A 21277-nucleotide genomic window follows, 5' to 3' on the forward strand; every position below is an offset into this window, starting at 1 on the left:
CCGCAATAACCGCCAGAATAATAACTCGAATAATAATATTATTCGGGACTGGAAGGCTATTGCACCCTGGGAAAAATAAAGATCAATAATTGATTTTTTCCAAGCCTTCCTCTTCGGAAGGCTTTTTTTTGTGCCTTTGCCGCCCATTTGGTCCCGTAGCGAGTGGTTGGTAAGCGGGGTAGTTTTAATTATTAGCGCTGAAAAAACAAAAAAAAAGCTCCGGTTGGAGCAGGGGAACTCGTGTGCCCTTACGAAAATAAAAACCTCTCAGAAACCATTTAAAAAACAGCCCCATGATGACCGCCGAAATGATTACCACCGATTTACTCGAAACCGAAGAGGCAATTAGCCTGGTGAAGAGTGTATTTGCCCGCGAACTGGCCCGCCGCCTGCGCCTGAGCTGTGTTTCGGCCCCCATTGCCGTGCTCGACGGGACCGGCATCAACGACGACCTGAACGGGGTGGAGCGGCCGGTGACCTTCCCGGTAAAAGCGCTGGCCGAGCAGCGGGCCGTGGTAGTACACTCGCTGGCCAAGTGGAAGCGGCTGCGGCTGCGCGAGCTGGGCATTGCCGCCGGCCGGGGCCTGCTCACCGATATGCGCGCCCTGCGCCCCGATGAGGACTACTCGCCCATCCATTCCATCTACGTCGATCAGTGGGACTGGGAGCAGCACATAGCGGCCGAGCAGCGCACACCGGAATTCCTGCGCGCCACCGTGGAGCAGATTTATGAGGCGCTGCGGGCCACTGAGGTCGAAGTAGCCGCCCGGTACCCCGATATCGTGCCGGTGCTGCCCGGCCGCATCACCTTTCTGCACGCCGAAGACCTGCTGCGCCAGTACCCCGATCTTACACCCAAAGAGCGCGAGCACGAGGCCACCCGGCAGTACGGCGCGGTGTTCCTGATGGGCATTGGCGGCGCCCTGAGCCACGGCGAGGCCCACGATGGCCGCGCCCCCGACTACGACGACTGGAGCACCGAAACTGCCCCCGGCTACCAGGGCCTCAACGGCGACCTGCTGGTTTGGCATCCGGTGCTGCAAACGGCCCTCGAATTATCGTCGATGGGTATTCGGGTGGATAAGCTGGCGCTGCGGCGGCAGCTGGCGCTGCGCGGCTGCGAGCAGCGCCAGGCGCTGGAGTTTCATGGCCGGCTGCTGCGGGGCGAGCTGCCCGAGAGTATTGGTGGTGGTATCGGGCAGAGCCGCGTGTGCATGTTTATGCTCCGTAAGGCCCACATTGGGGAGGTGCAGGTGAGCATCTGGCCCGAGGAAACGCGCCGGGAACTGGCCGATAGGGGCATCATGCTGCTGTAGGCAGCCGTAACAGCAGGCCGCAGATTTGCGTTGAAAAACCCGGCCCCACGGCCGGGTTTTTCTTTTTCACCTGCAACGATACTTTTACATGGCAACCAAAGACCACGCCTCCGACGACATCTATACCGAATTCAAGAGCGATGTGAACATGACGGCGGCCGAGCTGGAAAAGTGGCTGAAAACCGATGAGTCGAAGTCGGTGGGCCAGGACAGCGGCGACGGCAGCAGCATCGGCCACCATTCGGGCGAGAAAATCGTGCAGATCCTGCACAAGAAGAAGGCCGACCTGACCGACGACGACCACGCCCACATGCACAAAGTCCACAGCTACATCAGCCGCCACCTTGCCCAGGGCGGCCCCGATGACAAAACCGAAACCAAGACCTCGCCCTGGCGCTACTCCCTCATGAACTGGGGCCACGATCCACTGAGAAAATAGCCCTCTGCCACCCTTTAAATAGGCACTGTGAGCACGGGCGGGGCAGCATGCAGGGCCACGGCCTCGGAAATGCTGCCCTGCAGCAGGTGGCTGAGGGCCGAGCGGCCGTGGGTAAGCATCACAACCAGATCGGCATGGGCCTGCTCAGCGAAGCGCGGGATGCCAGTGCTGGCCCGGGGCGCATCGAATACATCGGGCTCGTAATGGCTGAACTGGTGGCGCGCGGCAAACGCGTGGATGGCCTCTAGGGCGCGCGCATGGTGGCCGGCCGTGGGTACCACGTCGAGCAGGTGCAATGTGGCGGCCGGATAGAGGCCCAGCAACCGCTGTAGGCTGGGTGCGACCTGGTCGGCCTCAGCCGAAAAGTCAGAGGCAAATACTAAATGGCGCACCTCGAAATTCTTGACCGGATGCTTGACAGTGAGTACCGGGCAGGAGGCACCGCGCATAATATGCTCGGTGTGTGTGCTGAGGAAGAAGCGCGTCCAGGAAGTGTTTTCGTGCGCCCCCAGCACCACCAGATCAATGCCCCGATCCTGGATGATTTCGAGGATGGCCGTTTCGGGCTCGGTGGTAAGCACTAGTTCATGCACCGGCACATCGGGGGCCAGCTCGTGGGCCTGGGCCATCAGCCCGTGCATGCGGCGCTTGATAGCCTGCAGGGTTTTGAGCACGTACACGTCGTCGAGCCCGTGGCCGCCCACCAGTCCGCCGGTGGTGGAAACGTGGGAGTCGGTGGGCGGTACAAAGCAGTGCAGCAGCAGCAGTTGCCCGCCACTGCGCTGTGCCAGCTGCACCGCTGCCTCAAAAGCGTACCGTGATTCGGGGGAGAAATCGGTGGGAACCAGGATGTTTTTCATGGCGTGGCGGCAGAAGGTGGACGGATGCTGCTACTAAGTGACAGCAGGAGAGTAGCTTAATATATAGATAAAAGAATCTATTTGCAACTATTCGCGGTCTGGCCGCCCAGTTGGTGTCAGCCAGTTGCCCACCCGAATCGGCCAATTGGCAGCGAGGCTCGTTACTTTGCAGCCCCTTGTCTGTTAGGGAGCCTATGGCAGATTCATCTTTGATACTAATACTGGGGGCCGGGCTTTCGGGCCTGGTGGCGGCGCGGCGGCTGGTAGCGGCCGGCCGCACCGTGCGGGTGCTGGAGGCCCGCGACCGGGTGGGTGGCCGCACCCACGCCGTGCCCGCCCATCCTGGCGGCGGCCACTCCAGCGGCGCCCTCGCTGACCTGGGGGCGACCTGGGGGTGGAGCCATCAGCCCCAGTTGCTGGCGCTGGCGCGCGAGCTGCACCTTGCGCCGTTCGAGCAGTATAGCACCGGGGCTACGGCCTACGAAACGGGTGGTACGGTGCACCGGCTGCCGCATCCCTCGGGCTCGGCGGGCTACCTGCGGTTTGCGGGTGGTGCGGCCGCGCTGGCTCAGGCCGTAGCGGCCGCCCTGCCGGCCGGTACTGTGCAGCTCGGTGCCCGCGCAACCGGGCTGCGGCAGCTGGCCGATGGGGTAGAGGTAACGACGAAAGAAAACGGGCAGCCGCGCACCTACCGGGCGGCGGCCGTAGTGGTGGCACTGCCGCCGCGCCTGGCCGGCTACAGTCTGCAGTTTGAGCCCGCGTTGTCCGCCGCCGTGCAGGCCGCCCAGCAGCAGACGCCTACCTGGATGAGCCACTCTATGAAAAGCCTGGTAACCTACGAAACGCCTTTCTGGCGCGAGCTGGGCTGGTCGGGCTTTGGGGTGAGCCAGCAGGGGCCTTTAACGGAAATCCACGACGCCACGCCGCCCGAAGGCCAGCCGGGCGTACTGTTCGGGTTTTTTGCCGCCCCCCATGCGCTACGCAACGCCCCAGTCGCCGCCCGCGAGGCAGCCGTAGTGGCCCAGCTGGTGCGGCTGTTCGGCCCCGCCGCCGCCCGGCCGCTGGCTTACCAGGAACTCGACTGGACCCGCGAACCGTTTACCAGCACTCCCGCCGACGAAGCCCCGCCGCTAGCCGTGCCGCTGCAGGGCCCGCCGGAGTTGCGGGTCCCGCTCTGGCAGGACCGCCTCATCTGGGCTGGGGCCGAAACCGCCACCGGCGAGTGGGGCCGCCTCGATGGCGCCGTAGAAGTCGGGGAACGGGCGGCCCGGCAGGTACTGGCGGGCGCCGCTGCCGCCCCCGGGTTGTAGCTCCGGGCTGCATAACACGCCAAAAAATACTTCGCTCTAAGCACTATCAACTAAGCACTAAATCATGCCTCAGCTACTCGAAAGCGCCACATTTACCAATTCCTTCGTCGATGAACTGGCCGGTGACCCTTCGCACGAGAACGTGCCGCGGCAGGTGCCGGGCTACCACTACTCGCCCGTAGCGCCCACGCCGGTAGCCAAGCCGCGGCTGCTGGAGTGGTCGGCGGAAATGGGGACGGAGTTGGGGCTGGCGCGGCCGCCGGAGCAGGGCGCGGCCACGGAGCTGCTGGCCGGCAACCGCGTGGCCGACTCGATGCGGCCCTACGCCGCCCGCTACGGCGGCCACCAGTTCGGCAACTGGGCCGGCCAGCTCGGCGACGGGCGGGCCATTTCGCTGGGCGAGCTGCCGGGCCAGCAGGGCCGCCGCTGGGAAGTCCAGCTGAAAGGGGCCGGGCCCACGCCCTACTCGCGCCGCGCCGACGGCCGGGCCGTGCTGCGCTCTTCGGTGCGCGAGTTTCTCTGTTCCGAAGCCATGCACCACCTGGGCGTGCCCACTACCCGGGCGCTGAGCCTGGTGAGCACCGGCGACCAAGTGCTGCGCGACATGTTTTACGACGGCAACGCCCGCCCCGAGCCGGGGGCCGTGGTGGCCCGGGTGGCCCCCTCATTTGTGCGCTTCGGCAACTTCCAGCTCCTGCTAGCCCACAACGAAACCGACAACCTGCGGGTGCTGGCCGACTACGTAATCCGCCACCACTTTCCCGAACTGGGCGAACCCTCCCCGGCGGTGTACGTGGCCTGGTTAACGGAAATCTGCCGGCGCACGGCCGAAACGGTGGCGCAATGGCAGACGGTCGGCTTCGTACATGGCGTGCTCAACACCGATAATATGAGCATCCTGGGCCTGACCATCGATTACGGCCCTTACGGCTGGCTGGAACCCTACGAGCCCGGCTGGACGCCCAACACCACCGACTTCACCAACTACCGTTACGCCTTCGGTCAGCAGCCGCAGGTGGTACTCTGGAACCTGACGCAGCTGGCCCAGGCCCTCACGCCCCTCGTGCCCGACCCCGAGCTATTGCGCCCCGCCCTCAACCAGTACGTGGCCACGTTCAACCGCAGCCACCACGTGCGCCTGCTGGCCAAGCTCGGCCTCACGGCTTCTGGCAATGAAGCAGCAGACAAGCAGTTGGTAGGTAGCCTGCTGCCGGCCATGGAAGGTGCCCGGGTGGATATGACGCTGTTCTACCGCCATCTTTCCCACCTGGTGCCCCGCCTGCTGGCCGCCGAATCAGTAAATGAACCGGTGGAGAAACTGGCCACTGCGTTGCTGCAGGCCGTTTCGTACGCCGCACCCGATGCCACTGACTCCGCGGCGCTACGGGCGTGGCTGGGGCAGTACGCGGCCCGGCTGCGGCAGGAGCCGTCCACGCCCGAGGCCATCCGGGACGGTATGCTGACCGTGAACCCCAAGTACGTGCTGCGCAACTACCTGGCTCAGCAGGCTATTGAGGCCGCTGAGGCTGGCAACCTGGCTCCGCTGCATACCCTGCACGAGGTGCTGAAAAGGCCCTTCGATGAGCAGCCTGAGCACGAGGCCCTGGCTGCCCGCCGCCCCGAGTGGGCCGCTACCAAGCCCGGCAGCGCCACGCTCTCGTGCAGCTCGTAGCACCACTGCAGTCCGCACCGTGTTTGCGCTGGCGCGACGTGCTGACGTATGCCCGCTATGGCAATCCTGAACCCGTGCGCCGCCTGGAGCTGCCGGAGGCTGCATGGGCTGACCGGCTAACGGCGCTGCAGTTTCGGGTGTTGCGCCTGGCCGAAACCGAGGCGGCTTACCGCAATGAATTCTGCCGCAGCTACGCGCCGGGCTGCTACTGCTGCGCCGGCTGCGGGCAGCTGCTGTTCGATTCGGCCACCAAGTACCACGCCATTTCCGGCTGGCCCAGCTTCACCCAGCCCGCCAGCCGGGCCACCCTCAGCTTCCACTCCGACGACAGCCACCACATGCAGCGCATAGAAGTGCGCTGCAACGTCTGCGCCGGGCACCTGGGCCACGTATCGGCCGACGGGCCCGCGCCGGCCGGGCTGCGGTTTTGCATCAACTCGGCCAGCTTACTATTGAAAGCGGGGTGACAACGCGTATTCGCGTCTGGTCATCCGCTCCGTCAGCCCGGTTTCATCTAACGACCAGATGCAAATACGCGTCGCTACAACCTGTGAAGCTCGTTCTATTCGGCGGAAAAGGCCAATTCCGCGTATTGCTGGATTCTACTTTACGCAGTATGTATGTCGGAATGGAAAGCTGAACAGTCAACTACTGGCTTCGTGCAAGTGCGCGGTGCCCGGGAACACAACCTGAAAAACGTGGACGTTGATGTACCCCGCGATGCGCTGGTGGTGTTTACCGGCGTGTCGGGCTCAGGCAAAAGTAGCCTGGCGTTTGGTACCTTATACGCTGAGGCCCAGCGGCGCTACCTCGAGTCGGTGTCGCCGTATGCGCGGCGGCTGTTTCATCAGATGGCCGTGCCCGAGGTGGATTCCATTGAGGGCCTGCCGCCGGCCGTGGCCCTGCAGCAGCAGCGCGGCACGCCCACTACGCGCTCGTCGGTGGGCTCGGTGACTACGCTTTCCAACCTGGTGCGCATGCTATATTCGCGGGCCGGCGACTATCCTAAGGGGCAAAGTATCATCTACGCCGAGGCGTTTTCGGCCAACACGCCCGAGGGTGCCTGCCCCACCTGCCACGGGCTGGGCCGCGTGTACGAAGTGACGGAGCAGAGCATGGTGCCCGACCCTACGCTGACGATTCGCGAGCGGGCCATTGCCGCCTGGCCCCAGGCCTGGGGCGGCCAGAACCAGCGCGACATCCTCGTGACGCTGGGCTACGACGTGGACACGCCCTGGCAGGACCTCCCGCAAAAGCAGCGCGACTGGATTCTGTTCACCGACGAGCAGCCGGTGGTGCCCGTGTACCCTGGCTACTCGCCCGAGCAAACCCAGCGGGCCGTGCAGCGGAAGCAGGAGCCCAACTATATGGGTACCTTCAGCAGCGCCCGGCGGCACGTGCTCTACACGTTTTCCAACACCCAGAGTGCCCAGATGAAAAAGCGGGTGCAGCAGTATATGCTGAGCACCGCCTGCCCCACCTGCCACGGCAAGCGCCTGCGCCGCGAGTCGCTCAGCGTGACATTTGCGGGCCTCGATATTGCCGACTTCTCCGCCCTGCCACTCAAGCAAGTGGCGGCCCTACTGCAGCCCTACGAGGCCGGCACCGAAACCCGCCACGCCCAGCACGCCGCCCACGACCCGGCCCAGGTAGAAGCCGCCCGCCGCATTGCCGAAGACCTGCGGGCCCGGCTGGCAGTACTGCTCGATCTGGGCCTGGGCTATTTATCCCTGGAAAGAAGCACGCCCAGTCTTTCGCCGGGCGAATTACAGCGGCTGCGGCTGGCTACCCAGCTCTACTCCAATCTGTTCGGGGTAGTGTACGTGCTCGATGAGCCCTCGGCGGGCCTGCATCCGGCCGATACCGAGGCGCTGCTCACGGCCCTGGCCAGCCTGCGCAGCGCGGGCAACTCGCTGTTCGTAGTCGAACACAACCTCGACGTGGTGCGCCGGGCTGATTGGCTGGTGGATGTGGGCCCCCAGGCTGGTGAGCAGGGTGGCCAAATCCTGTACAGCGGCCCGCCCGAAGGGTTGAAGCAGGTGGAAGCCTCGCACACGCGCCGCTTCCTGTTCCCGCCGCAAGCAGGCCGCCCGGCCACCGCCGAACCCCGCGAGCCGGCCGGCTGGCTGGAGTTGGCCGGCATCACGCGCCACAACCTGCACGACCTCACCGTGCGCTTCCCACTGGGCGTCCTCACGACCGTAACGGGCGTTTCGGGCTCGGGCAAATCGAGTTTGGTAAGCCAGCTGCTGAAGCTGGAAGTGAGGAGCCCGCGCGAAAAGGCCCCAACGGAGGACGAGCCGGAAACGGCCGATGAGCTGCTGGCGGCCGAAGGCGACGACCGCGACCAAGGGAGCGGGGCGTTGGCGTTCAGCTTCTCGCCCGATGCGGCCCCGCTGACGCGGCTGGTACAGGTAGACCAGAAGCCCATCGGCCGCACGCCCCGCTCGAACATGGCCACTTATACCGGCCTGTTCGACCATGTGCGGCGGCTGTTTGCGGCCACGCCCGAGGCCCGCAAGCGCCGCTACGATGCCGGCCAGTTCTCCTTCAACGTGAAGAAAGGCCGCTGCCCCAACTGCCAGGGCGAAGGCTTCGTGATGGTGGAGCTGCTGTTTCTGCCCAGCGTCTACGCGCCCTGCCCCGTCTGCCACGGCACCCGCTACAACGATAAAACCCTCGAAATTGAGTACAACGGCCAGAATATTGCCCAGGTGCTGGGCACGACGGTGGACGCGGCCAGCGAATTTTTCGCCGACGAGCCGCCCATCCATCGGGCCCTGACGGTGCTGCGTGAAGTGGGCCTGGGCTACCTGCGCTTGGGCCAGCCGGCCACCGAACTGAGCGGGGGCGAGGCCCAGCGCATCAAGCTGGCCACCGAGCTGCAGCGCCCCGCCCGCGGCCACACGCTCTACGTGCTCGATGAGCCCACCACTGGCCTGCACCCCGCCGATGTGGAGCGCCTGCTTGTGCAGCTGCAGGCGCTGGTAACGGCCGGCAACACCGTGGTGGTAGTGGAGCACGACATGCGCGTAGTAGCCGCCTCCGACTGGGTGATGGACATGGGCCCCGGTGCCGGCGACGAGGGCGGCCAGGTAGTAGCCGAAGGCCCGCCGGCTACGGTAGCCAAGGCGAAGGCCAGCAAAACGGCCCCTTACCTGCGGCGGTTTATGGGGTAGTAAATTGCCGCTTCTGCTCCGGGTAATATTGACCGGAACTATTAGAACGTCAGCCGGACAAGCGTGACTCTCGGGCTGGCTGGCTGGCTTCCGGGAATGTTTCAGCGGCTCTGATGCACGAGCTTTTTAAGGAAGCTATGTGAAGTAGCAGGAGCCAAACGAGCGAGTATCCCGGAGCATATTTTCGGGGTACTCGCTCGTTTGGCTCCTGATCTTTTTTCAGGCCGTAAAATCACTTCGGCAGCGCATCTGCCAAAATCAGTTCCTGATAAGCAAGCGGCTTTCGGAACCTTGCGGGGTAATTGACCGCAACAGGTAGGCCCCGGCCGGGAGCGTGCGGATATCCAGCAATATCTGGTTATCGGCGGACAGTACGGTGCGGGAAAGCAGGAGCTGGCCGGTCATATTATACAGATGAAGCATGGTGGGCTGTCCGCGCTTGTTCGGCAGTAATACGGTCAGGCGGCCATCGGGCGTGGGGTTAGGATACACCTGCAGGGCAGTAGGTGCCGATGAAGAACGGGTTGTGGTGATAACCAGCGGCAGTGAAGGCTGCGAAGCGCAACCCTGGTCCGAGGTTGTGATGACCGTGTAGCTACCCTGGGCCGCATTGGGGTCGGTGGCCAGGGTATTGGCCGTAGCACCGGGCAGCGCCGTTCCGTTCAGGTACCATTGGTTGCCAACTGGGGCGCTGCTGGTTAAAACCGGACCCGGTGCGTAGCTCACCGATACCGTTGGGCGGACCGGAACGGGGTTTATGCGCACGACTACCGCCTCCGAAACCGTGCTGCAGCCGGTGGAGTTGGTAACCCGAACCGTGTAGGAACCGCTGGCGGTAGCCGCGTAAATGGTGGCCGTAGCGCTGGCAATCGGCTGCCCGTCGCGCAGAAACTGGTAGGTGTAGCCCGGCGCATCGGTGGTGGTGGTAAGCCGAACCGAAGTGCCGGCGCAAACCGTAGCCGGACCCGCCGCCGCTAATGCCACCACGGGCAGCGGCAGCACCATAACGGTTACCGGCTCGGAATACACGATTTCGTTGGCCGGGTTGCGCAGCACGGCGCGGAAGGTAGTGGTGGCGGAGAGGTTGGCAAACGCAAAGGCCAGGTCGGTGCCGGCCAGGTTAGTGTAGCCGGAACCCGTGTTGGCCTGGTAGCCGAGCACCGTGCCCACGGCGTAGCGTAGCGTAAGCGTGCCTTGGTTGGAGCCCGCGCAAACCGTCGTTGCCGAGCTGCTTAGCACGCCGCCGCCATCGGTGTTGAGGCGGACACTGACCGCGCTGTTGCCCTGGCCCACGGTCAGCACATCCACGTCGCCGTCGCCATCCACGTCGCCCAGCGCCAGGCCCTGGGGCGAGATGCCGACTTCGTAGTTGCCTTCACCCGAAAAAACGCCGGTATTGGAGCCCGAATTATCGCCCCCGTTCAGCCGCACGCTCACCGAGGTGCTGATGCTGCCGTAGGTGATGGCCAGGTCCAGGTCGCCATCGGCATCGAGGTCGGCCAGGGCAATGCGGCGGGGCGTGCCGGCCACTGCCACGCCGGTAGCCGGCCCAAATAGGGGCGTGCCGCTGCCCGCAGTTGCGCCGGTGTTGCGGTACACCAGCACCTTGCTCACGCCGTCTTGCTCGTTGCCCACCAGCAAGTCCAGGTCGCCGTCGCCGTCGATGTCGGCCAGCAGCAGGTTGGCGGGGGTGTTGCCGGTCAGCAGCTCCTGCGCGGGTTGGGGGTTGAAGCGCCCCCCGTAGCCGCCCCTTTCGTTGCCTTCGTTGAGGCAGATGCGCACGGTGCCGTCACCGCCGCTGGCGAATACAAGGTCCAGGTCGCCGTCGCCGTCCACGTCGCCCAGGGCCACGCCGCTGGGGTCGCGCCCGGCCGGAATCCGGTAGCTGACGCCAAAAAGACCCGTCCCCCCGTTGCCAGTTACGTGGATGTAGCCCAGGCTCCGGTCGGCCGTTACCATATCCAGGTCGCCGTCGCCGTCGATGTCGCCCAGCGCCAGGTTGTAGGGGCTGGAGAGGTCGCGGATATCGTTGCCGCCCGAGAACCGGCCGGTATTGGAGCCCGAGGCGTCGCCCCCGTTCAGGCGCACGCTCACCTGGCCGCCGGTGTAGCCCTCGCAGGCCAGCACCATATCCAGGTCGCCGTCGCCATCCACGTCGGCCATATGCACCTGACGCGGCCCTTTGGTCGTTTCAATATCTTGCCCACCCGAAAAATGGCCGGTGTTGGAGCCCGAGGCGTCGCCCCCGTTCAGGCGTACGCTCACCGTGGCGGCATATTGGTTGGTCGTAACCATATCCAGGTCGCCGTCGCCATCCACATCAGCCAAAGCCACGCTGCTGGGGTAGTAGCCCACGGCTACCTCGGAGCCGGGGCGCAGGTAGCTGCGGCCCGCGCCCGAAGTGGCCGCGTGGAACTGATACACGTAGGGCCGCCGAAACAACGTATCGGTTACGCTACGGGGACCGCGCAACACGGTAGCAAACAGCTTCTCGCCGGGCATGAACGCGTATTTTGGCTGCAAGCGGAGCGTGCTGCCACTCACGCTGGCTGTGCCCGTCAGCCAGCCCCCGCGCTGGGCACTGCTCACCCGCAGGGCCTGGCGGGTGGCGGCAACATCCTGCATGGGCGACGAAAACGTAACGGCCACGCCACCGGTCCGGGGCGCGTTGGGCTGGTTGCGGGCCGGATTCAAGCCGGCCACGACCAATGTAGGCAGCGTGGGCGGGGCCAAAACGAAAAACGAAGTGGTACTTACGGCTTCGCCGTTGGGCGTGCGCACTGTGATGGGGCCGGTGGTGGCCCCGGACGGCACAGTAGCCGTAAGCCGCGTGGCCGCCGCAACCGTTACTTGAGCCGCTACCACGCCATTGAACAGCACGGTGGTGGCGCTGGTAAACGTGGTACCCAACACGGTTACCTCGGTGCCTACCAGCCCGCTGGTGGGGCTGAAGGCGGTAATGGTGGGCGCCGGTAACGCATCGGTGGGCTGGTTGAACCGGACGCTGACCATACTGCCGGAGCTGGTGCTGACGATGTCCAGGTCACCGTCGCCATCCACGTCGCCCAGGGCTGCACCCGTTACAAATTCGCCGATGGCCACATTGGGGGTGGTTGGCGGGGCCTCGAAGGTACCGTTGCCCATATTAACGCGCACGTTAACCGAGTTGAGCGAGCCGGCCGACGCCACCACGTCCAGGTCGCCGTCAGCGTCCACGTCGCCCAGCAACAGGCTGTAGGCGTTGCCCACATAGGCGTTGGGGCCGTTACTGAAGCTGGCATCACCGTTGTTGAGGCGCACGTTGAGCTGTCCGGGGCCGCCGTCGTTGGTGCCCACTACCAGGTCCAGGTCGCCGTCGGCGTCCACATCGCCCAGCGCCAGGCTGACTGGGTTCAGCCCCACCCGGATAGCGCCGTTGGTGGCGGGCAGCTGAAAATTAGCCGTTTGCTGCCCCGTATTGAGCAGCACGTTCACCAAAGAAGGCAACGCCCCGTAATTGGCGGCCACGATGTCCAGGTCGCCGTCGCCGTCCAGGTCGCCCAGCGCCACAAACTTGATGGTGTTGCCCAACTGGGGGTCGGGGTTGAGGGCCGGCGGAATGAAGCGCCCGCTGCCGTTGTTAAGCCGGATGCTTACCGAGCCGGTTTCGTTGGCCGTTACCAGGTCCAGGTCGCCGTCGCCGTCTACGTCGCCCAGGGACAGGTGCACGGGGTGGTTGCCTACTGCCACTTCGGCGTTGGCGGCCGGCGCGCTGAAAGAGCCGCGGCCATTGTTGAGGCGGACGCTGACGCTGCCCGGACCGTTGTAGTTGGCGTTGGCCGTGAGCAGGTCCAGGTCGCCGTCGCCGTCTACGTCGCCCAACGCTGCCCGCAGGCAGTACTGGCCCACTGCCACTTCGGCATTGGTGGCGGGCGCTGCAAAAATGCCGCTGCCGTTGTTTAACCTTACACTAACTGTGCCCGGACCGGTGAAGTTGGGGCTGGGCGTAACCAAATCCAGGTCGCCGTCGCCGTCGATGTCGCCCAGCATTACATCGCGGGCCGAAGCGGCTACGGCCACATCGGGGACGGCGGCCGCGGGCAGGAAATTACTGCGGCCCGTACCGCCCGTGGCCGTTGTAAACTCGAACACCCGCGGCGTACTTAGCGCCTGGCCAGCCGGGTTGCGGAGGCCAGTTGTTAGGGTGGCCCGCACGGTTTCGCCGGGTTGCCAGGCGTAAGTGGGGGCAAAGACCACGGTGTTGCCGCTAACGGTGGTAGTGCCGCTGGAGCCGCTACGCAGCCCCCCGCGCCGGCTGCTGTGCACCAGTAACGCCCCCGTGCTTGCGGGGGCCAGCACCTCGCTAAGCGTGGCACTTACCGTGCTTTGCCGGGACGCACTAAGCGTGTTGGCCACGGGAGAAACTGCCAGCACAGTTGGTTGGGCGTGGCCACCGAAGGCCAGCAGATTCAGCCCCAAACCCCAGAGCAGCGCAAGTAGACTTGTTTTCATTGACATAAGCGGAAATAGCGGAGGAATAGGGGGCTAAGCGGAGTGCCACGCTGCCGTAGCGAACGGAAAATAGTAGCGAATCCAAGCCGCATTAAGCTAAGCAGCTTGCTTGTTGAAACGGATGGTAGCCACCCGGGGTAAAACCAACTTGATCGTAAAAAAAGAGGGTGAGCTTTTGGGTCGGCATGGCGCACGGCCAAGAAAGAGATAAACCTCAGCCGGGCCTACTCAAGCACCACGCGCCGGCTGAAGCTTTGGCTGCCGATGGTGCCCTGGAGCAGGTACATGCCAGGCGCCAGGCCGGCTGCATCAAATTCCGCCGTGGCCTCGGTGGCGGGCAGGCGGAGCTGCTGGCTCCGTACTACCCGGCCCAGGTTGTCGCGCAGCGTGAGGCGGAGCGGGGCCGGCTGGGGCCGGGCCGGCAGCGTGAGGCTGAACCGCTGGCTGGCCGGGTTCGGGAAAAGGCGCACCGCGGCAGTGAAATCGGACGCCGTGGTGGTCGTGATAACGCCGGGATTCAGGCTGATCCGCACATTGCTGTCAGTAGACTGGCACATAAGCAGGTCCAGGTCCAGGTCGCCGTCGAGGTCGGCCAAAACCACGCCGATAGGGTTTTGGTCCGTCGCAATGCTGGCAGTGCCACTGAACCGGCCGGTGCCATCGTTGAGGCGCACGGAAAGCGAGTAGCCGTCGGAGTTGCTGGTTACCAGGTCCAGGTCGCCGTCGCCGTCCACGTCGCCCGTGGCCATCGTGCGCGGAAAGTTGCCCACGCTCACGCTGGAACCGACCGTGAAAGTGCCCCGGCCGGTGCCCAGCAGGGTTTGTACCGTGCCGTTGGCGCCCACCAGCGCGTCGGGTACATTGTCCCCGTTCACATCGGCCACAGCTAGGCTGCTGTTGCCGTTGAGCGCCATGTAATGCGTGCCGCTGAACTGGCCGGTCCCATCGTTAAGGCGCACGGCCAGCCCGCTGGGGTTGCCATTCAGGCTGATGCAGTCCAGGTCACCATCGGCATCCACGTCGGCCAAAGCTAGTTGATAAGGCTGCGAAAAATACTGCTGGCCATTGCCCACCCCAAAAGTGCCGCGGTTGGTAAAGCCCCCCGCCCGGTTGTTGAGCAGCACCCATACTGCGCTGTTAATTCCATCGGGCAGCAGCAGGTCGGGGTAGCCATCGGCGTTTATGTCGCCGACTACCAGCGAATAAATCTGGTCGGTGATGGTGGTTTGAATCGGCCGGAAGCCGCCATCCACGAAAGTGCCCGTTCCGGAATTGAGCTTGAGGATCAGCAGTCGGCCGTCGGTCGTCAGCAGGTCCAGGTCGCCATCTTTATCCATGTCCAGTACCGCGAAGGCCAGCATATCCGAACCGACCGACAAGTTGGTGGTACCGCTGAACTGGCCGCGGCCATCGTTGAAGCGCACCGAAAACGACCGCCCCCCCGGGTTGAGCGTAACCACATCGAGGGTGCCGTCGCCGTTCAGGTCGGCGGCGGCGGCGGCCAGGGGGTTCAGCCCCACACTGGCCACCTGCCTCAGGGCTGGAAACTGCCCCGAGGCTGCCCCGGCGGCCGTAGTAAACTGAAACACGTGGCCCGCGCTCAGGGCCCGCCCGCCGGCACTCTGCACGGCCGCAGTCAGGCTCGCCGTAACGGTTTCGCCCGGCTTGAAGGGCATCGCTGGCACGAAGGTCAGTTGGTCGCCGCTCACGGTCAGGGTCCCGGTCTTGCGGCCGCCGGCCTGCGAACTCACCACGCTCAGGGCCGCCGCCACGCCGGTACTGCTGATGGGTTGGTTGAACTGGAAAACCACCGGGCTGACCAGCAGGGCGTTGCGCTGGTTGCGCACGGGCAGCACCGAACTGAGCGTGAAGGAGCCCACGACTTCAAAATCCTGCGGGCTGCGGCCGCTGCCGGCCGGGCTGGTCACCGTAATCGGGCCCGTGCTGGCCGTGGCCGGTACGGTAGCTGTAAGCTGCGTGGCCGATACCAGGGTGAAAGCCGCCGCAACACCATTGAAGGCTACCCCGGTAGTTCCCGTGAAATGGGCCCCGGTAATGGTGACGACGGTGCCGGCCCCGCCGCTGGGGGGCGTAAAGCCGAGCACCACTGGCGGGGCCGGCTGGTTGAAGCGGATGCTGACCGTGCTGCTGGTTGCGTTGCCGGAGTTGGCGGCGGCCAGGTCGAGGTCACCGTCGCCGTCGAGGTCGCCCACGGCCAGGCTGAACGAGCCGGCCCTAGTGTAGGTGCTCGTGTCCACGGTGGGGTCGGAGCCGCCGCTGAAAATGCCCTGGCCGTTGTTGAGGCGCACCGAAACCGTATTGCTGCCGTAGTTGGCCGTCAGCAAATCCAGGTCGCCGTCGCCATCCATATCGGCCGCGAGCACGGTACTGGGGGCCGTGCCCACCCCCACCTCCGAGCCGCCGCCAAACGTGCCGCGCCCATCGTTGAGCCGCACGGAAGCGGTAGTACCCGCCGCGAGGCCGCCGAGGTTGGCCGTGAGCAAATCCACGAATCCGTCGGCATTCACGTCGGCCAGCGCTACGCTGTACGGTCCTGGCCCTACGGCTACGCTGGCCGTCCCGCTGAACGCGCCGGTGCCGTCGTTGAGGCGGATGGCCACCCGGTCTTCCCCGAACACCGAAGCCACCAGGTCCAAGTCGCCGTCGTTGTCGACATCGGCCACGGCCAGTCCGGAAATACTCGCCCCCAGTGGTAGCTCCGTGGTGCCCCGGAAGATTCCCCGGCCATCATTGAGCCGCACCGAAACCGTGTTGCCCAGGTTATTGGGGCCAAAATTAGCGGTCAGTAAATCTAGGTCGCCGTCACCGTCGATGTCGGCCAGGGCCAGGCGGTAGGGCGAGCCGCCCACGGGCGCGATACTTTGCGGGAAAAAGCTGCCGGTGCCATCATTGAGCAGGGTGGTTACGTCGCTGCGGCCAAAGTTGGCCGTCACCAGGTCCAGGTCGCCGTCGCCGTCCACGTCGCCGGCCGTTACGCCCCGCACGTCGGGGTTGTTGCCGCCCACCTCGAAGAAGGCCGGCAGGCCGCTGAACGTGCCCTGGCCCGCGTTGCGTAGTACGCTCAGCGAACCGGCAGAGCCCGCGCCCGAAAAGCCCGTAATCAGGTCCAGGTCGCCGTCGCCATCTACATCGGCCAGTGCTACCTGGTAAGGCGACGGAGAGCCGACGACCGGGTCGGCCCCGGGCTGGAAATTGGCCTGGCCGGTTCCGCCCGTCGCCGTCGTGAACTGCAGCACCCGGGGCGTAGCGCCAAGGCCGCCCGCGCTCAGCACCTGCGCGGGTACGGTTACGTTCACTACTTCGCCGGGTAGAAAGCCGGTGGCAGGGGCAAAGCTGGCCGTGTTGCCCTGCACGCTAACCGTGCCCGCCTTGCGGCCGCCGGCCTGCGCCGAAAAAACGGGCAGCGGTGGCGCGGGCGCAGTCCGGAGTGGTTCGGTAAAACTCACACGCACGCTGCTGCCGCTACGGGGCACGTTCAGGGCATTAGGGTCCGGCGCGGTGGCCGTAACCCGGAGCAGGACTGTAAACGCGGTGCTGCTGGAGCTGCCGAAAATATTGGTAACCACTACCGGCCCCGGCGAAGCGCCGGCCGGTACCACGAACGTGAGGCGGGTACCTGAATTGGTGAGAATGGTTGCCGCCACGCCGCCTACCGCTACGGTGGCTCCGGTCAGAAAGTCGCCGACCAGCGTAACCGTGCTGCCCGCCACCGCGCTGGTCGGGGCGAAGCTGCTGATGAGTGGCGTGGGCGGCAGGTTCAGACGGACGCTGACCGTGCCGGTGCCCGGGCTGGCCGTGAGCAGGTCCAGGTCCAGGTCACCATCGATGTCGCCCAGGGCCAGCGCTGCCGGGCCCAGGCCCACCGGGCTGGTGTAGCCACCGCCGAAGATGCCGGTGTTCGAGCCGCTGCCATCGCCGCCATTCAGGCGCACCGTTACCTGGCTGCCGGTGCCGCCGGGGCCGGGGCTGGTGTCGGTTACCACCAAGTCCAGGTCGCCGTCGGCGTCCACGTCGGCCAGCAGCACGGCGCCGGGCGTCGGCCCGACGGCCACTTCCTGCGCGCCGCCAAACGAGCCGGCCGGGTTGCCGTTGCCACCGTTGAAGCGGACGCTCACCGTGCCGCTGCCGGCGTTGGCGCTTACCAAGTCGGGCGTGCCGTCACCGTTCAAATCGGCCAAAGCCAGCGCGGCCGGCCGCAGGCCCACCGGCACCGACTGGCCTGCCAGGAAGAGCCCGGTATTGGAGCCTGAGGCGTCGCCGCCGTTGAGCGCGAAGTTGATGGTGTTGCCATTGGCGCTGGTGCCCAGCACATCCAAGTCGCCGTCGCCATCGATGTCGGCCAGCGCCAGGGCCGAGGTTTCGGCTGCCACGGCGAAGGCTTGGGTGCCGCTGAAAATGCCGGTGTTCGAGCCGCTGGCATTGCCCCCGTTCAGGCGCACGCTGAGCTGGCCGTCGGTGGTGCTGGCCGTCAGCAGGTCCAGGTCGCCGTCGCCATCCACGTCGCCCACCACCAGCGCCTGCGCAATACCTCGGATGGCCACGCTGTGGTTGCCACTGAACACGCCAGTGTTCGAGCCGCTGGCGTCGCCGCCGTTCAGCCGGATGCTTACCGTGCCGCTGTTGGTGGCTACCAGCAAATCCAGGTCGCCGTCGCCATCCACGTCGGCCAAAGCCAGGGCGCCGGGCCGGCCGGCCACGGGTACGCTGCTGCCATTGCTGAAGATGCCGGTACTTGAGCCGCTGGCGTTGCCGCCGTTCAGCAGAATATCCACCGTATTGCTGGCGGCGTTGCTGGTGAGCAGGTCCAGGTCGCCGTCGCCATCCACGTCGCCCAACGCCAGGCCCGCGCCCAGGCCCGGGCGGTACACCTCAGTACCCGGCTGAAAATTGCCCCGCCCCGAGCCACCCACGGCCGTTGTGAACGGGTAAGTGAAGGGCCGAATGCTGCTGCCACCGGGACCTTGAATAGTGCGCGGCACCGTTACCCAGATCTTCTCACCGGGCCGGAAAGCCCCGGCGGGCGTAAACCTGAGCAGGCTGTCGGTAACTACGTAGCTACCCGCTTTGCGTCCTCCCTGGGTAGGGTAAACGGCTAGTCGGGAAGCCGATGCCGGGGCGGGATTGCCCGAAAAGACGACGGTAACAGCCGTGTTGCGGTCGGCGGCTATGGCGTTGGCGGCCGGCCGTAGCTTCGTTACGGTCAGCGGCGCGGGCGGAAGCGTCTGCGCCGCGAGGGGAAGATAGCCGAAACTTAGGCCTAGAGTCAGCGCTAAAAAGCGCGGGGAAGCTACCGGATTGCCTCGGCGGAGGGTAGAGAAACGGGTAGAGGTTTGCACAAATCGTAGAAAATAAGGGAGAGATAACAGGACCGCGCTAGTAACCCCAACTCAGCGCCTCAAATTCCTGTTTATCATCGACTTAGAAAGTAGTGGCCGTTGGGATAAGGCAGCGAAATCAAAGGCGGGGCTAACGACAAAAATAGAAGATTTCAAGTTGGCAACCGCGGGCAACAGGCGGTGTATTCGCAAGTATTTGCTGGCCTTCGGGATGCCTTGGGTTGTCCGATTCTGTCCCGGTTCCGGAGGGTACCAATGGCTGGTATGCTCCCGGAATTGATCTATCCCGTGTATTGGCCGGCTGCCGGCTGCGGTATCCTGCCTGGGCTAAGGAGGAGCTTTGGGGCCGAAGTTGGCTGGAAAATGACGAACTTACGGGGCTTTGGTGATGCGGGTGCGGCTGTTTTTGCTGCCTTGCGCACTGCGGTAGTGGCTTAGCGCCCGGCCTTCCGGCCCCGCGTTCCGTTTCTGGGCTTTCTCTCCATGGATTCTTCTTACCAACCCCCGGCCGAATTGCTGGCAAAGTTTGGCTTCCGAAGCAATGCCTCGCCGGCCGGGCAGGTGCGCTACAGCCGCCCCAGCGAAGTCGGCCAGGAAACCGTGGTGCTCTATGCCGACGGCGAAATGACGCTGCTCGAAGCCGTAAACGGCCAGATGCTCTACTGTTTCCAGGGCCGCGTGGCTTCCGAAGCCGAACTGCGAGTGCTGCTGCGCCAGGTAAACTGGCCCGCCGAAGTATCCGGCTGACCTTAGCTGCCGGCTGCCAATGGCTAGTAGTGCCAGGCGGAGCGCCACCGACGCGTTACTGCCTCCGGGGTGTTTTTTCTATTCTTTTCAGCTTGCTCAACTCCTTCCTTTGGATCAGGACCTTCAACTCAGCTTAGCCAACAACGCCAAGGAATGGCTGGCACTTTCCCTCTCCATTTCATCGGCCGAAAAGCTGGCTTTCGACAAGATTCACGACGGTTTCTTTACCATGTACGGGGCCGATTTCATGACCCATGTGTACCGCATGACCTTCGAGCGGGCCCTGCAGCAGCTACCGGAAGTGGAGCGCGACAAGTTGCTGCTGTCGTTTAAGGCCGCCATGGACAAGGCCATCGACGAGCACTACTCGCGGCTGTAAGATCCCGGCCGCTTGCGTCGGGCGTCGGGTTGCCACAGGCTTAATCCATTCGCTATGGCGAAAATGCTCCCTGGGTGCTGGGGGCGGGCAGCGGCGTGCCCAGGCCAGACCGGCGGGCTCACACCCAAGCCCCCAGCAGCTGGCGCACGAGCACGATTTGGCCCACGTGGTAGGCATTGTGATCGGCAATGAGCAGGGCTTCGCGCAGCAGGCTCTGGCCCGTGCCGTGGGGCAGGGGCGCCAACAAATCGGGGGCGCGGCGCAGGTGGGCCAGGAAGCGGGTGCGGTCGGCTTCGAGCTGCGCGAGGCAGGTTTGCCACCGGGCCACATCGGCGGGTGGGGTGGGAGCGGGCCAGTAGCCGGCCGGAAACTCGGGCGAGACGTGGGCCGGGTTCAGGCAGAACTCCACGATATCCCACTGGGCCAGGCGCAGGTGCTCGGCCAGCTGCCAGATGGTGTGCGGCAGCCCGGGCGCGGGCGCGTTGATGAGGGCTGGGGTGAGGCCGACGCAGGCATCTTCGAGCGAAACGTGGGCGTTGCCAGTAGTCAGCAGAAACTCCAGCTCCTCCAGCAGCCGGGGGTAAGTGGTAGCGTTCATGGGAGAAACTAAAAGGGGTAAATCTGCCGGCTAGCGGACTTATCAAACCGCCGGCCGCAGCCTATTCGAAGACGATGGTTTTGTTGCGGTGCACGCATACCTGCTCGCGGCAAACCAGGGTGAGGGCGCGGGCCAGGGTGAGCTTTTCGACGTCGCGGCCGGCCTGGGCCATGTCGCGGGCGCTCTGGGTGTGGTCGGTCGGGATGACGCTTTGGGCGATGATGGGGCCCTGGTCGAGCTGGTCGGTGACGAAGTGGGCGGTGGCGCCGATGCTTTTTACGCCCCGCTCGTAGGCTTGGGCGTAGGGGCTGGCCCCGATGAAGGCCGGCAAAAAGCTGTGGTGGATGTTGATGAGGTGGCCGCTGAAGTGGGCCACGAACTCGGGCGACAGAATGCGCATGTAGCGGGCCAGTACTACGTATTCGGGCTCGTAGTGCTGAATCTGGGCCAGCACGGCGGCCTCGTGGGCCTCGCGGCTCAGGCCCTCGGCGCTGATGTGGTGGTAGGGCACATCGAGGCGCTCGGTAATAGTGCGCAGGTTGTCGTGGTTGCTGATGACGCCCAGGATTTCGGCGTGTAGCTGCCCGAAAAAGTGGCGCACCAGCAACTCGGAGAGGCAGTGATGCTCGCGGGTGGCCAGCACCACAATGCGGCGGGGCTGGTCGTTGCGCAGCCGGACAACGGCCGTGGGCGGCAGCGCAGCCTGCAGGTCGCGGATGAGGGCAGCCGGGTCGCAGTCGCCCTCAAACTCGGTGCGCATGAAGAAGTGGCTGTCGTGGGGCTCCACGAACTCGCCGTTGCGCAGAATGTTGAGGCCGTGGCGGAAGAGCACTTCGGAGGTGCGGTACACGAGGCCGGGCTCGTCGGGGCAATCAATCAGTAGATAATGGATCATAAGCGAAACCCGGAACAGCGGGGCCGCAAGATTA

13 protein-coding genes are annotated in these 21277 nt (G+C 65.0%); 8 read left to right on the top strand and 5 right to left on the bottom strand.

Going from position 1 to position 21277, the window contains the following annotated elements; all coding sequences use genetic code 11:
- The first annotated feature begins 293 nt into the window (after positions 1–293).
- Both asnA and BLW21_RS00415 read left to right on the top strand, forming a co-directional pair.
- Positions 294–1316: an aspartate--ammonia ligase gene (gene asnA / locus BLW21_RS00410; protein ID WP_317040210.1), complete on the top strand. Its 1023-nt coding sequence runs from the start codon at positions 294–296 to the stop codon at positions 1314–1316.
- 88 nt (positions 1317–1404) lie between these two features.
- Positions 1405–1755 (top strand): DUF3140 domain-containing protein, encoded by a 351-nt coding sequence (locus BLW21_RS00415; protein WP_092736750.1) that lies wholly within the window; start codon positions 1405–1407, stop codon positions 1753–1755.
- A gap of 14 nt (positions 1756–1769) precedes the next feature.
- On the opposite strand, the gene BLW21_RS00420 is transcribed toward BLW21_RS00415, so the two are convergent.
- Positions 1770–2615, bottom strand: coding sequence for a universal stress protein (locus BLW21_RS00420; protein WP_092736752.1), 846 nt, complete (start codon positions 2613–2615; stop codon positions 1770–1772).
- A 194-nt stretch (positions 2616–2809) separates the two neighbouring features.
- Here BLW21_RS00420 and BLW21_RS00425 point away from each other — a divergent pair, with 194 nt between their 5' ends.
- The 4 genes from BLW21_RS00425 to BLW21_RS00440 all read left to right on the top strand — a co-directional run bounded on the left by BLW21_RS00425 (position 2810) and on the right by BLW21_RS00440 (position 8776).
- Positions 2810–3925 (top strand): flavin monoamine oxidase family protein, encoded by a 1116-nt coding sequence (locus BLW21_RS00425; protein WP_092736755.1) that lies wholly within the window; start codon positions 2810–2812, stop codon positions 3923–3925.
- A gap of 64 nt (positions 3926–3989) precedes the next feature.
- Positions 3990–5597 carry a protein adenylyltransferase SelO gene (locus BLW21_RS00430; protein ID WP_092736757.1) on the top strand — a complete coding sequence of 536 codons (1608 nt, stop codon included), beginning with the start codon at positions 3990–3992 and terminating at the stop codon, positions 5595–5597.
- A gap of 23 nt (positions 5598–5620) precedes the next feature.
- The gene (msrB, locus tag BLW21_RS00435; RefSeq protein WP_245711763.1) at positions 5621–6064 is read left to right on the top strand and encodes a peptide-methionine (R)-S-oxide reductase MsrB; all 444 of its coding nucleotides are present in this window, start codon (positions 5621–5623) and stop codon (positions 6062–6064) included.
- A gap of 153 nt (positions 6065–6217) precedes the next feature.
- On the top strand, positions 6218–8776 hold the full coding sequence (locus BLW21_RS00440; RefSeq protein WP_092736761.1) for an excinuclease ABC subunit UvrA: 2559 nt from the start codon (positions 6218–6220) through the stop codon (positions 8774–8776).
- Between the two features lie 258 nt (positions 8777–9034).
- Here BLW21_RS00440 and BLW21_RS00445 read toward each other — a convergent pair whose 3' ends face one another.
- Positions 9035–13267, bottom strand: a complete 4233-nt coding sequence (locus BLW21_RS00445) for an FG-GAP-like repeat-containing protein (protein ID WP_175470802.1) — start codon at positions 13265–13267, stop codon at positions 9035–9037.
- A gap of 224 nt (positions 13268–13491) precedes the next feature.
- Positions 13492–18624, bottom strand: coding sequence for an FG-GAP-like repeat-containing protein (locus BLW21_RS00450; RefSeq protein WP_092736765.1), 5133 nt, complete (start codon positions 18622–18624; stop codon positions 13492–13494).
- Between the two features lie 483 nt (positions 18625–19107).
- Between BLW21_RS00450 and BLW21_RS00455 the strand changes: the two genes are divergently transcribed.
- Together BLW21_RS00455 and BLW21_RS00460 are read left to right on the top strand one after the other, a co-directional pair.
- Positions 19108–19371, top strand: a complete 264-nt coding sequence (locus tag BLW21_RS00455; protein WP_092736767.1) for a hypothetical protein — start codon at positions 19108–19110, stop codon at positions 19369–19371.
- A gap of 109 nt (positions 19372–19480) precedes the next feature.
- Positions 19481–19750 (top strand): hypothetical protein, encoded by a 270-nt coding sequence (locus BLW21_RS00460; RefSeq protein ID WP_092736769.1) that lies wholly within the window; start codon positions 19481–19483, stop codon positions 19748–19750.
- A 118-nt stretch (positions 19751–19868) separates the two neighbouring features.
- Here the strand turns inward: BLW21_RS00460 and BLW21_RS00465 are convergent, their stop codons facing one another.
- Both BLW21_RS00465 and purU read right to left on the bottom strand, forming a co-directional pair.
- The gene (locus BLW21_RS00465) at positions 19869–20348 is read right to left on the bottom strand and encodes a DinB family protein (RefSeq protein ID WP_092736771.1); all 480 of its coding nucleotides are present in this window, start codon (positions 20346–20348) and stop codon (positions 19869–19871) included.
- Positions 20349–20409: 61 nt separating this feature from the next.
- Positions 20410–21243, bottom strand: coding sequence for a formyltetrahydrofolate deformylase (gene purU / locus BLW21_RS00470; RefSeq protein ID WP_092736773.1), 834 nt, complete (start codon positions 21241–21243; stop codon positions 20410–20412).
- Positions 21244–21277 lie beyond the last annotated feature (34 nt).

Origin of the sequence: Hymenobacter psychrophilus (assembly GCF_900107135.1) — a bacterium.
GTDB lineage: Bacteria > Bacteroidota > Bacteroidia > Cytophagales > Hymenobacteraceae > Hymenobacter > Hymenobacter psychrophilus.